Source organism: Verrucomicrobium sp. BvORR034 (assembly GCF_000739635.1).
Lineage (GTDB): Bacteria > Verrucomicrobiota > Verrucomicrobiia > Verrucomicrobiales > Verrucomicrobiaceae > Verrucomicrobium.
On sequence record NZ_BATQ01000164.1, the window covers coordinates 1 to 13,419 of the forward strand.

The following is a 13,419-nucleotide window of genomic DNA, read 5'->3' on the forward strand; positions in this document are numbered from 1 at the left end:
CTCCGGGGGTGGGCTATGCGGCAGCCAGCATCCTGGCCGGTCTGATCCAGGGCAAAGAGAAGCCCTCCAGCACCATCCGCATCCCGAGCCGACGGGTGCTGGCGCGGGAGTCCACCGCGACCTATGCCGGCTCCCACCAGGGGGTGAGCGAAGCCTTGCGCTTTGTCAGACAACATTTCCGCGAACCCCTCCAGGCCTCCCGGGTGGCAAAGCACGCCCGCATGTCCTTGCGGGGCCTGCAGAGCGCCCTCCGCCAGGAGGCCCAGCTCACCCTCAACGACGAAATCGCCCGGCTGCGGGTCACGGCGGCCGGTGAGATGCTGGAAGAAACCGACCTGAAGCTGGACTCCATTGCGGCCGACGTGGGCCTGCGGGATGCCAAGAATCTCTGTCGCGTTTTCCGCCAGCGCTACGGCATGACACCCCAGCAGTGGCGTGCGCGCAAACAGGACGAACCGTGACGCCCCAGTGAACTGACTCACGTACTCTCGTGAGTCGAAGGAGACGCCGTGCTTCCGTATAGTCGGACATGCACTGCTTCCGCTGGCGTTTTCTCCTGAACACCTCCCTCCTCGTATGGGTGGGCAACACAGCTACGCCAGCACTGTTTGCGGAAGCTCCCGTAGATTTCGCCACGCAAATCCAGCCCTTGCTCCAGCAGCACTGCCTGGACTGCCACGGCCCGGAAAAACAGCGCGGAGGCCTGCGCCTGGACGGTCGGGACAGCGCCCTCCGGGGTGGGGATGAGCACGGCGCGGCCATCTTGCCAGGCAAAGGCCAGGAAAGCCCCCTCTACCATCTGGCCAGTGGCAAGGATCCCGATCTGAAAATGCCTCCCAAGGGGCCCGCCCTCAGCGCGACCGAGTTGGCATTGTTGAAGCGCTGGATTGATGCCGGTGCCCTGTGGCCTGCCGATGGCAAGACTCCTTCTGACCCTGCGAAGACTCACTGGGCCTACCAGCCGCTCCCCCCTTCGGCCTCCCCCTCATCGAAGCAAGAATCGCCCACCATCCTCGATCAGTTCATCGCCACCCAGCTGGAGAAACATCAACTCCGCCGCGCTCCTGAGGCTGACCGCCGCACGCTGATCCGAAGGCTGAGCTTCGACCTGGTGGGCCTGCCCCCCTCCCCGGAGGAGGTCGCCCAGTTTGTGGCCGATCCCGATCCTCTCGCCTACGACCGGCTGGTGGAGAGGCTCCTCGCCTCCCCACGCTATGGAGAACGCTGGGCGCGCCACTGGCTGGACGTTGTAAGGTTCGCGGAAAGTGACGGGTTCGAGAAGAACACACCCCGCCCGGAGGCCTGGCCCTACCGTGACTATGTGATCCAGGCGTTCAATGCTGACCGGCCCTACAACCAGTTCATCCGCGAGCAACTGGCGGGAGACGTACTGGGCGCAGATGAGGCTACAGGATTTATTGTCGGAGGTCCCACGGACACCGTGCGCAGCCCGGATCCGGTGCTCACCGCGCAACAGCGGGCGGATGATCTCAATGACATGGTGGCCACGACCGGCAGCACCTTCCTGGGGCTCACCATCGGCTGCGCCCGGTGCCACACCCACAAGTTCGATCCTGTCACCCACTCGGACTACCATGCCATGGCTGCGATGTTCGCGGGCGTGCGGCACGGTACGCGACCGGTAAAAGGACCCGACCTCGATCAACGTCTGGCTCGCGCAGCCAGACTTCGCGAAGAACTCTCTCCCGTTGTTTCCCAGCTCAACCAGTTCGAGCCCGTCGCCTTTGCCCGGCGTACGGTGGTGATCCCCCCGGACGACGCGACACGGGTGGTGAAGCTGAAGCCATCCAACGGGCAACGCACCAAGTACGAAGCGGGCTCCGCACGCGGAGAAAACACCTATCCAGGGGACAACCAGAACCCACCTACACTGGCAGACGGCTATTGGGTCTGGCTGGGGGACAACGCTGCGGGCAAGGTGCTGGCATGGCAGCCTCAGGTGCAGGGTCGATTTCGCATCTGGGTCTCCTGGGGTTCCGGCTATCGCAGCCATGACGAAGATGCGCGCTACCTTCTCGACCATGATGGCAGGCTGGACACCACGCATGATCAGCAGGAGATCGCGAGGGCCGACCATCGCAAGTTTGCCGACGGCACCGGCACCATGCCCAACCGCAAGCTCTGGAGCGGGTTCAAGGACATTGGCGTCCACGAACTTGAGGCCGGATCAAAACTGATCTTGAGCGTCGGTGGTGATTCAGGCTATCCCACAATGGACATGCTGGTGCTGCAGGAGGAGCCCTCGCCACAGGATCGGCCTGCCTTGAGGTTACCTGTGAGCCGGAGGGCAAACATAGACCGCTTTTCCGCAGTCGAGGCCAGCTTTGTCCGATTCACAGTCGATGAGACCACCCAGTTGCAACCGTGCCTGGACGAGCTGGAGGTGTTCAGCGCCGGACCGGAACCCCGCAATGTGGCACTGGCATCTGCAGGAGCCACGGCCACCGCCTCCAGCACCCTTCCCGGCTACGCCATTCACCAGCTCAAACACGTGAACGACGGCGTGTACGGGAATGACCACAGCTGGATCTCCAATGAAAACGGCCGGGGTTGGGTGCAGCTGAAGCTGGCGAAGCCCACCCGTATTGACCGGGTGGTGTGGAGCCGGGATCGCGAGAACGTCCCCCGCTACAATGACCGGCTGCCCACGAAGTACCAGGTGGAGGTCTCCCTGGATGGCACCGCCTGGACCCGTGTGGCCGGACACGAAGACCGCCTGCCGCAGACCTTGAAACTGACGGCTGGCACCCTGGCCACCAGCACCGGACTCCCTGTGGCGGAAGCGGCCAGATTTCAGAAGCTTCAGGCTCAAAGGAAACAACTCGAAAAATCCCTCGCCGAGGCAGAGACCGCTCCCGTAGTGTACGCCGGGGTCTTTGGCAAACCGGGTGAAACCCGTCGCTTCCAGCGTGGTGACGTTACACAACCCCGTGAAGAAGTCGCGCCAGGCGTGGTCACCACCCTTCACCCCATTGCCCCGCTGCCCATGGATGCCCCCGATCCTCAGCGTCGGCTGGCATTGGCAGACTGGATTGTGGATCCGCAGAACCCCCTCACCGCCCGCGTGATGGCCAACCGGATCTGGCACTACCACTTCGGCACCGGCCTGGTGGACACGCCCAGCGACTTCGGCGTCAATGGGAGCCGGCCCACCCATCCTGAGCTGCTGGACTGGCTGGCGAGAGAGTTGGTGAACAACGGCTGGAGCGTCAAACACCTCCACCGGGTCATTGTTCTCAGCCAGACCTACCGGCAGAGTTCATCCCCACCAGACATGGCTGCGGGCATGGCACGCGATGCTCAAACCCGGCTGCTCTGGAGATTCCCACCCCGCCGGCTTGAGGCGGAAGTCTTGCGGGACACCATCCTCTCTGCCAGCAACAAGCTGAGCCTGCGCATGGGTGGGCCAGGCTTCGACCTCTTTGAGCCCAACACCAACTACGTGAAGGTGTACAACTCCAAGTCAGAGTTCGGCCCCGACGACTTCCGTCGCATGATCTACCAGCACAAGCCCCGCGTGCAGTTGGACAATGTCTTCGGTGCCTTTGACTGCCCGGACGCCGGACAGATCGCCCCACGGCGCAATGTCTCCACCACGCCGCTTCAGGCCCTGAGCCTGCTCAACAGCACCTTCGCGCTGGATCAGGCGGGCTTCTTTGCCGCACGTGTAGTCGCGGATTCAGGAAACAATCCTTCCGCCCAGGTGGACCGCGCTTTCCAGATCGCCTTCAACCGGGGGCCTTCTGTCGAAGAAGCCGCCGCAGCCACGGAGCTGGTGAGTCAACACGGCCTCCCCTCCCTCTGCCGCGCGCTCATCAACTCGAATGAGTTCATCCAAATTTTTTGATCCACCCATGCACGCCACCACGCCATCTTCGAGCCACCTGCTCAACCGTCGTTCGTTTCTCGGCACCACGCTGCACGGACTGGGAGGCATGGCCCTGGCCCACCTCCTTGCCCGGGACGGCCTTCTGGGCGCACCTTCACCCGTGCGCCCGCTGATTGATCCCTCGAACCCATACGCCGCCCGGCAACCGCACTTTGAGCCACGGGCCAAACGCTGCCTGGTCATTTTCGTGTCTGGCGCACTCAGCCATGTCGATACGTTCGACTACAAGCCAGAGCTGGTGAAGCGGCACGATACACCCATGCCGGCCAGCGAGAAGCTCATCACCTTCCAGGGAGAGAACGGAAATCTGATCAAGCCTCTCTGGGACTTCAAGCCGCGCGGCAAGAGCGGCAAAATGATGAGCGATCTGCTGCCCAACATCGCCCAACATGCGGATGAGCTGTGCTTCATCCACTCCATGACGGGCAAGAGCAACACCCATGGCCCGGCGGAGAACCAGATGAGCACCGGGTTCACGCTGGACGGCTTCCCCGGCATGGGCTCCTGGGCCACCTATGCCCTGGGATCTGAGAATCAGGATCTGCCAGCCTTCGTGGCCATTCCCGACCCACGAGGGGTCCCGCAGATCGGCCCCCGCCACTGGGCGTCCGGCTTCCTCCCTGCCGCTTTCCAGGGGACATCCTTCAACGCCGACCGCCCCATTCCCCATCTGACCCGTCCCGCCAGCATCAGTCAGGGAGCCGAGACCTCCACGCGAGATTTCCTAAACCTCATCAACCAGCGTCATCTCGCCCAGCATGCCGGTGACTCGGAGTTGTCGGCGCGTATCGCCAGCTATGAACTCGCGGCCCGCATGCAGATCGCTGCATCTGAAGTGAGCGACTTCTCCAGCGAATCCGCCGCCACCCGGAAACTCTACGGCATGGACGACCCCAACACCTCGAAGGCTGGCTTTGCCAAAAACTGCGTGCTGGCCCGGCGCCTTCTGGAGCGCGGCGTGCGCTTTGTGCAGCTCTTTAATGGTAGCTATGCCATGGGAGAGGGCGTGGGCAACTGGGACGGCCACAAGGCCATCGCCACCCAGTACCCAGCTCACGCCAACATTCTCGACCAGCCCTGTGCGGCCCTGCTCACGGACCTCAAGGCCCGCGGACTCATGGACGACACCCTGGTGGCATTCGTCACTGAATTTGGCCGCATGCCTACTTTCCAGAAGAACGCCAATGGTCGGGACCACGATCCCAAAGGCTTCACCGTCTGGCTCACCGGGGCGGGGGTGAAGAAGGCGCACAGCCACGGGGCCACAGACGACTTCGGCCACCAGGCGGTTCAAGATGTCACCACCATCTACGACCTCCATGCGACCATGCTGCACATCCTGGGACTGGATCACGAACGGCTCAGTTTCTATCACAATGGTATCGAGCGCCGGCTGACTGACGTGCATGGGCACGTGATCAAGCCAGTGCTTGCCTAGCGACGCGGGCACTTGCTCATCATCGCAACTAATTCACCTCACTCCGTCCATCATTGACGCATCAAGGGCAATTTGATATTCCAACGCAGGCTCCACAAAAATCACAATTGCCTGCTCCTCATGAAATCAAACCTCCCTTGCGCCTGCCTGGGGCTGATCCTGGCATGTGCCTCCCTCCCTCACGCCCATGCGGCCAGCATCCAGGTCAGCACCTCCTTTGCCGTACCTGCCGGTCCGGCCACCCAACCAGTTATTTGGACATCGCCACCAGCCACGCTTCAGGCCCGATCCCTGGATCCCCTCTACTCCGGCTACTACAACAGCGTCCGGAACTACGTGAATGGCCAGCTTCCCTCCCTGGCCACCGCCACCAACGAAGACACGCTGGCGAATGTGGCCAAGGGTGCCGCCATCCTGGAACGCATGGGGCAGGTGCCGCCCGGCACCTATGCCAGCTATGGTGCAGCCGCCACCACCGCCATCTCCCGCATGGGCACACGGGCGGCATGGGTTCTGTTTAAACCCTCGAACCCGTTCCAGCACATCTATGACAGCGGCCGCCTGCAATCCATGGTGGAGGCGTTCGACCTGCTTCGCGGCTCCCCCAATGTGACAGCCGCCAACGTCACCACCATGCGCAGCAAGATCACACAATGGGCGGATGCGGGCAGAAACAGTCTTGAGCTCAACACGTTTCATCCCAACGACAACTACGCGCTGAAGTTTGGCTCTGCCCTGGTCAGCACTGCGCTGTCCTTGTGGGACTCCCCCAATGCCACGACCTGGCTCAACAAGGGCAAGACGCTGGTCAATGCGTCCCTGAACCGCATGGCGGACGAGACCGGCTGGTACCGTGAAAGCTCCTGGTACGCCAACTACAGTCTGAACAACCTTGTCAGCACCGCCCATCATGTGAGAAACGCCACGGGCGGCACGGTGAACTGGTTCACCAGCCTGCAACCGCTCTTCACCTTCGCCCTCTACACCCGTCAGCCGGACGGCTCCAACGCGCCATTTGAAGAAGGCCTCCGTACCTGGCTCACTGCCGATCTCCTCTGGGGTGAATACACCAGCACCTCCCTCGGCGGCGAGCTGCGCTGGTCCCAGGCCAACCTGACGGCCTCCCCCATCAGCAGCAACTTCGAAAACCAGCAGTACCATGTGGCCACCCGGTTCCTGGCCGTGGACAACACCGTCGTCGTAACCGTTCCCACGAGCTCCCCCACCCGCTTCCTGTGTTCGCCCGATGTGGAAGTGACGGTGCTGCGCTCCAGCCATGCCGCCAGCGCCCGGCAGGCCACCTTGCTGACCTCCACGGATCACTCCTCGGATGAACTGATCAACACCCGGCACAACTCCCGCAACCCTCTCGACCTCGTGATCTACGATGGTGGCGAACTCCGGGTGGTCACGCCCGGCGGCGGCCCTCAGGTGACGAGTTCCGCGAACCGCGCCTACTACATCAACACCGTCACCGGCAAGAACATCCCGACGGTCAACGGAAACACCTCCTACATCACGAACGGCAATGCCATCACGGGCGCGGCCCGTTTGGACAGCGTGGATGAGGGAGGGCTGGTCAACCGCTTCGTCGACCTCAGCACCACCACGGTCAATGGCATCAATGGCAGCGGCAACACCGTCAGCCGCACCCTCGCGATGGTGGATGAGACTTACTTTGTGGTGCTGGACCGCTTCACCAATGCGGCAACGGTGACGAATCAGGTCAACTGGCACCCGGTGGGTACGCAATACCCAGTCTCCATTGCTCCCTCGCTGCTCCAGTACCGCTGGGACAAGGGCACGAAGTCCTGCGACGTCTTCATGGCAGCCAGCCACAACCTCAGCGGCAGCTCCCTGTCCGGCTACTACGCGGAGTCCTATGGCGCTCCGGAAATCACCATCACCGGTGTCCAGGGGGCTATTTCATCGAACGGCGGCATCATTCTCTCCGTTCTGAGCACGCGAGACTCCATCGCCCCAGCCGTCTCGGCGGCGCGTGTCAGCACCAGCCTCGCCACCGCCCATGCTGCTGAGCTCGCGGTTCCTGGAGGGCACCATGATGTGCTCACCTTCACCTCCACCCCCGGCACGGACTACACCGCCGGGGCCGTCTTCACCGATGCCGCATTCTCCGTGACACGCGACACCGCTGGCGCCTTCGCTTCGTTCGTCCTCGTGAATGGCTCGGTCCTGCACCAGGGCACAGAGGCGTACTTCGAGAGCCCCCACCTCACCAGTGCCATCTCCGCCACCTACAGCAGCAGCGGGATTCTAGCCCAGGTCACAGAAGACTCGGCAGGAGCCAAGGACTACCACTTCGGCTACGGCGGCATCCTCTCCCCCAGCGCCACCTATTCCGCCTACCAGAACGGGGTCGCCCTCGGTGCCGGGCAGTTTACCTCGGACGCGCTGGGCCTGCACTTCACAGGGATCACGGGGGGCGGCACCCTCCGGGTGGTGCCCAATCCCTAGCAAAATCGCCCAAGGGATCCGTCGGGCCAGGCTCAGTCCGCAGGCGAGTCGGAGAACTGCGGATCCCTGCCCATCTTGAATTCATGCACCAGGTGGAGCGTGAAGATGCCGACCAGTTTCATCACTGCCATGGCGTTTTCCGCCCACCCAGCGGCCCCCTTTTCCCTAAGGCAGATGGCGAGGTCGTGGACGCCCCCATACACCAACAAGGCCACCACCGCGTAATAGGCACCACACCCCAACATGCGGAGGAAATCCCTTTCCGGCCGCCCCCCTGGGTAAAGCGGCCCACCTGCAGACGCCTGAAGTACGCAGCCACCGACATCGTGTAGACGATAGAAACCAAGGTGGGGAGCAAGGGATCAAGCGGATTAGTCATCTTTTTGCGATCTCGCTACAGAAACCACAGCCGAAGGAGGGCACAATCACAAAAGAGAGTCTCTACGACCTAAGGCTCATTTGCTCCCCTTGACCGAGAGGGTAAATTCTTTGCAACTCCTTGGAGTGGAAAAGTGTTTGCCCAGCCATGAGATCCATTCTCGCCGCCTGCTTGCTCGTTCTTGCCCCCGTGCCCCTGCCCTTGTCAGCTGCATGGGTGTGGCAGGACGCTATCGTGCCTGATCTCGGCTTCGATCTCGACCAAGCCCAAGTGGTGAAGGTCACCACTCTGGGGGATGATGGGCCAGGGAGCCTCCGCGAAGCCCTGCGGGCCAAGGGCCCCAGCATCATCGTGTTCGATGTGGCCGGAGTGATCGAGCTCGACCAGAAATCGCTCAAGCTGGAAGAATCCCAGGTCGTCATCGCCGGGCAGACCGCACCGAGCCCGGGCATCACCATCATCAAAGGCGGACTGAACATCGAGGCCAGCCAGGTGCTGGTGCAGCATCTCCGCATTCGCCCTGGAGATGCCGGGATGGCCCGCAAGAGTGGTTGGGAGCCGGATGGCATCACAACCTACGGCAATGTCACCAAGGTGTGGATCGACCATTGCTCGGCCACTTGGGGGCTGGATGAGCAAATCTCCGCCTCGTCATCCGCTCCTCTGGAAGAGGGGCAGGGACACCAAATTGTCATCCGCAACTGCCTCATTGCCGAAGGGCTCGACAACTCCTCGCACAGCAAGGGCCCACACTCCAAGGGCACCCTCGTGATGGATGGGACCAAGGAAGTGGCGCTGGTGGGTAACCTCTACGCCAGCAATGTGGAGCGCAATCCCGTCTTCAAACTCAACACCTCCGGCGTGTTGGTGAACAACGTCATCGCCAATCCCGGACAGCGGGCCATTCACGCTTCCGTGCCCGATGAAACAACCGGGGACCTCCCCAAGGCGAAGGTCTCCGTGGTGGGGAACGTCGTGCTGCACGGCGACCGCAGCAAATCAACCTCTGCCATCTTCGAGGGCATCGCTGACGGTTATTTCAAAGACAACGAAGGCTGGTTCTGGGATGGGAAGCCGCTGCCCCTGCTGCGCAAGCCTTTCGACACGCTGCCGGAGCCTCCCGTCTGGCCGCAAGGTTTGCAGGCTCAAAGCCCCGCCTCCACCCTCTGGCACGTCACCCGCTTCGCCGGGGCTCGTCCTGCGGAACGGGATGCCATCGACCAACGCATCATCCGGGAAAGCCTGACCGGGGCCGGCCACATCATCGACAGTCAGGAGCAAGTCGGCGGCTATCCCCGCATCACCCCCGTGGTCAAGGCCATGGAGGTGCCTGCCACGGGACGTCGGGAGTGGCTGGAGAAGCTGGCGAAGGAGCTTGAGATCGCCCCTTTGCCTCCGGAAACGAAATAAAAACTTCAAAATTCAAACTCCAAACTTCAAGTCCCGAAACGAGACCGACGCGATGAAGTCAGTTTTAATTTTGAAGTTTGTTTTTTGAAGTTTCCCTCCGTCGCAGGCGTTACACCACGCATGTCCGTCCGCCATCTCTCCCGTTCCACGTTCTGCATTCTTGCCGCCCTGGCGCTCACTTCCCTTGTCTCCGGAGCCGAGCCAACCTCCACTCCCGCCAAGAAACGCGTGCTGCTGCTGGGGGACTCCATCTCCATCGGCTACACGCCCTTTGTGCAAGAACTACTGGTGGACAAGGCCGTGGTGCTCCGTCCGATGAAAAACGGCAAGGCCGAAAACTGCAGCAGCACCGCGGCGGGAGTGCAGAACATTGACCGCTGGCTCCAGATCGACGGCGGCAAATGGGATGTGATCCACTTCAACTGGGGTCTGCACGATCTCAAGCACATGCTGCGCGATGATCCCACCAAAACGTCCGACCAGGCCAGTGACCCGCCGCTGGCCTCCGTGGAGGTTTACGAGAAACAACTCCGGGAGATTGTGGGCAAATTACAAGCCACCGGCGCCAAGCTCATCTTCGCCACCACCACCTATGTCCCCGAAGGCCCCCACAAGGTGTACCGGAACAATGCCGATGTGGAGCGCTACAATACCGCCGCTCTCAAGATCATGAAGGAGAAGAACATCGCCGTGGATGATCTCTACACCGCGAGCAAGGAAAACTACCAGACCTGGCAGCTCCCCGTAAACGTGCACTTCAAGCCTGAAGGATCAAAAGCACTTGCTGAGCTGGTGGTGAAGTCCATATCGGGGTCCTAGCGTCGTGAGTGGCTGGCGGAAGAGCACTTACCTCTAACCACTTACCGGCTACCATCCTCCTACCTCCTCCTCTTGTCCTCGGCCTCAATCCGCTCAAACTCCTTCTTCGCAAAGGCCGAGAGCTCTTCAGTGGAAGCATTGGGTTGGGCCTCGCGCTTCACGCGGACCATTTCGCGGAACTTGTCCCGGGCCGCATCGGAAAGGGCCATGTAGCGATCACGTCCGTTGTCGCCCAGAAGGGAGGAAGTGCGGAAGCGCTGCCCATCAGATCCCGGCGGGCCTCCAGGACCGCCTGGCCCGCGGAAACCACCACCCGGACGGGTATTCTTGGGCAGGAGCTGATCATCGCTGTAGCGGACGGCGATGGTTTCGCCTCCCACCATGAGCTTGATCTCCGTGCGGTTCAGTACGGTGCTGGCGTGGATCTCTGCCAGTTTCCAGCCTTGGGCGTTGGGCACCTCGGACACCACGTGGCTTTCCTTGGTGGCTCGATCCAACACCGTCGCCACCGGCTTGCCCTCCAGGTAGGCGATTCCCGTGAGCACGAGCGAATCTGACAGGTTCAGCGCCCGGGTAAACGGCGAGTGCGCCAGAAGGGTCTCGGCTTCCTTGGGATCAAAGGGTTGCGGCAGGTCCTTGTCCACTACCGCCACTGGCGTGGCGGTATCGGAGACGTTCGACGCAATCGCCGGGGCAGCCGCAGGGTCTGCTGCTAGGGTCGCCGCAGGGTCAGTGAGGGCACACACGCCCAAAAGGGCCAGACCACTCAGGAAATGGGCTCGAGGCTTCATGAAACAGGACGATCAGCAGACCCTCTCAGGATGCCCCATTCACCGCTCCCTGTAAAGACCGTTCGATCACCCTGCCTTGCCCCGGAGAGGACATCAAGAGACCTTCATCTTCAGCGTTTGGCCGGTTCACGCAGCGGTTTGCGAAAGCCGCCTTCATCGCGCAGCAAGGACGACCAAGCCCCTCCGGCGATGTCGTAGAACAGGTTGGCCGGTTTGTTCGCCTCCAGCCACTCCTTGATCGTCTGCTTGTTGTCCTTCAGCCGCACTGTCCCGGCTTCTTTGCTCCAGATCAACCGACTGACCCGCTCCTCTCCCCGTTCACACCCGTCCACATGGTTCACTTTCATGGAGGTGTCTTCGAGCAGTTTCACCTGGGCCTGGAACTCAGTCGGGTCTGTGAACCAAAGCCCACACACGGCGTAGAGCCGGCCCTCGGGGGTGGCTTCCTTCAGTAGGATCTTCAAAGCTGCATCCGCTTGTGGGTCATCCAGCAAATCACGAAACGCAAAGACCTCTCTGGGGGTGATCCCGGCGATTCCCACCGTCGTGCTGGAGAAGGTGGGTGTGCCCTTCAGCACCTCAAACGCAGCCCGCGCCTTGGCACCCAGTGGGGGTGGTTCCGCCCCGGAGAGATTCACGACCGAGGCGAACAGGACCACAATTCCCCAGCTGAGCCACCGTTGCGCGGAGAAGGTTTCCAAGTGCAATTTCATAAATTCGAGGAGGGCTTTCCGGGGCATCACGTTCGAGACGGCATCTCCTTGAACAATTTCCGCCAGCTTAAGAATTCTTCACCCTCCGATAGCAATGGTGTCGCAGCGACGTTCCCATGCACTCCTCACAAGGATTTTGTCATCAGCCATGAAACGAACACTCTTCCTTTTTTGCGCGTCGCTTGCCGTCTCCACGGCTGGCTTCGCAGAACTCAAGCTGCCGGCCATCATCGGCAGCAACATGGTGCTTCAGCAGAAGCAGTCTGACCCCATCTGGGGCTGGGACACACCGGGCACGAAGGTGACCGTGACCTTTGCCGGCCAGACCAAAACCGCCGAGGCGGACAAGGACGGCAAGTGGTTGGTAAAGCTGGACCCCATGCCCGCCAACGCCACGCCGCAGGCGATGACGATCAAGGGCACCTCCGAGAAGGCGCTGAGCAACATCCTGATCGGTGAAGTCTGGGTCTGCTCCGGCCAGTCCAACATGGGCTTCACCGTGGGTGGATCCTGGGATGCGGACCTCGAAACCGCCACCGCCAAGTTCCCCAACATCCGTCTGATCTCCGTTCCTCAAGTCGGCACTCAGGAGATTCAGAAGGACTTCAACGGCCAGTGGGAACCCTGCTCGCCGACCAATGTGGGAGCCTTCACCGCCGTCGGCTTCTTCTTTGGCCGTACCCTCCATCAGATGCTGGACGTGCCCATCGGCCTCATCGACAACGCCTGGGGCGGCTCCGCTGCCGAGGCTTGGGTCCGCCGTGATGTCTTGGAAGGCGACAAGCGCTTTGCGAGCTTGATGGAACGATGGAAGCAGACCGAGGCCACCTATGACTTCGAGAAAGTCAAAGCCGACTTCGCCGCCGCGAAGGCCGCCTGGCCCGCCAAGGTGGAAGAAGCCAAGAAAGCCGGCAAACCTCTACCGCCCGAACCCCGGGCTCCGCAGAACCAGCTCGCTGGCCAGCATCGCCCCGGCAACCTCTACGCTGGCGTGCTTGCTCCGACCATTGGCTACGGCATCAAAGGTGCCATCTGGTACCAGGGCGAAAGCAACGCCGGCCGCGCCTTTGAGTATCGCGATCTCTTCCCGCTCATGATTGAGCATTGGCGCAAAGAATGGAAACAGGGCGACTTCCCCTTCTACTGGGTCCAACTCGCTGACTTCAAAGCTGAGCAACCCAACGCCGGCGACAGCGACTGGGCGGAACTTCGTGAAGCACAGACCCTCTCCCAAAAGCTTCCCAACACCGGTCAGGCCGTCATCACAGACCTTGGCGAAGCCAATGACATCCACCCGAAGAACAAGCGCGACGTGGCGGACCGCCTCGTCCGTCTGGCCCTCGCCAAGGACTACGGCGTGAAGATCCCCTACCACAGCCCCGAGTTCACCGGCGCTGAGTTCAAGGAAAACAAAGCCATCGTCACCCTCAACTGCTATGGCAGCAGCCTGCGCACGGTGGACGTCAATGAGGTCAAGGGGTTCG

10 protein-coding genes are annotated in these 13,419 nt (G+C 61.8%); 7 read left to right on the forward strand and 3 right to left on the reverse strand.

Features of this window, described 5'->3' with window-relative positions:
* From BV034_RS28575 to BV034_RS28590, 4 genes are all read left to right on the forward strand, one after another.
* Nucleotides 1–461 (forward strand): helix-turn-helix domain-containing protein (locus tag BV034_RS28575; protein ID WP_265593577.1); only part of this gene is annotated, 461 nt, incomplete at its 5' end.
* A 68-nt stretch (nt 462–529) separates the two neighbouring features.
* A complete protein-coding gene (locus BV034_RS28580; protein ID WP_050030363.1) occupies nt 530–3,868 on the forward strand; it encodes a DUF1553 domain-containing protein in 3,339 nt (1,112 codons plus the stop codon).
* Nucleotides 3,869–3,875: 7 nt separating this feature from the next.
* Nucleotides 3,876–5,348, forward strand: a complete 1,473-nt coding sequence (locus tag BV034_RS28585) for a DUF1501 domain-containing protein (protein ID WP_050030364.1) — start codon at nt 3,876–3,878, stop codon at nt 5,346–5,348.
* Nucleotides 5,349–5,468: 120 nt separating this feature from the next.
* Entirely contained in the window at nt 5,469–7,823 is a 2,355-nt protein-coding gene (locus BV034_RS28590; RefSeq protein WP_050030365.1) for a heparinase II/III family protein, read from the forward strand.
* 32 nt (nt 7,824–7,855) lie between these two features.
* On the opposite strand, the gene BV034_RS28595 is transcribed toward BV034_RS28590, so the two are convergent.
* Nucleotides 7,856–8,068, reverse strand: a complete 213-nt coding sequence (locus tag BV034_RS28595; RefSeq protein WP_050030366.1) for a hypothetical protein — start codon at nt 8,066–8,068, stop codon at nt 7,856–7,858.
* 281 nt (nt 8,069–8,349) lie between these two features.
* On the opposite strand from BV034_RS28595, the gene BV034_RS28600 reads away from it, so the two are divergent.
* Together BV034_RS28600 and BV034_RS28605 are read left to right on the forward strand one after the other, a co-directional pair.
* A complete protein-coding gene (locus tag BV034_RS28600) occupies nt 8,350–9,612 on the forward strand; it encodes a hypothetical protein (RefSeq protein WP_050030367.1) in 1,263 nt (420 codons plus the stop codon).
* 120 nt (nt 9,613–9,732) lie between these two features.
* The gene (locus BV034_RS28605; protein WP_050030368.1) at nt 9,733–10,431 is read left to right on the forward strand and encodes an SGNH/GDSL hydrolase family protein; all 699 of its coding nucleotides are present in this window, start codon (nt 9,733–9,735) and stop codon (nt 10,429–10,431) included.
* Nucleotides 10,432–10,490: 59 nt separating this feature from the next.
* Here BV034_RS28605 and BV034_RS28610 read toward each other — a convergent pair whose 3' ends face one another.
* Together BV034_RS28610 and BV034_RS28615 are read right to left on the reverse strand one after the other, a co-directional pair.
* Nucleotides 10,491–11,222 (reverse strand): hypothetical protein, encoded by a 732-nt coding sequence (locus BV034_RS28610; protein ID WP_050030369.1) that lies wholly within the window; start codon nt 11,220–11,222, stop codon nt 10,491–10,493.
* A gap of 110 nt (nt 11,223–11,332) precedes the next feature.
* Nucleotides 11,333–11,935: a hypothetical protein gene (locus tag BV034_RS28615; protein WP_265593579.1), complete on the reverse strand. Its 603-nt coding sequence runs from the start codon at nt 11,933–11,935 to the stop codon at nt 11,333–11,335.
* Between the two features lie 148 nt (nt 11,936–12,083).
* Between BV034_RS28615 and BV034_RS28620 the strand changes: the two genes are divergently transcribed.
* A partial coding sequence (locus BV034_RS28620; protein WP_050030371.1) for a sialate O-acetylesterase occupies nt 12,084–13,419 on the forward strand: 1,336 nt, incomplete at its 3' end.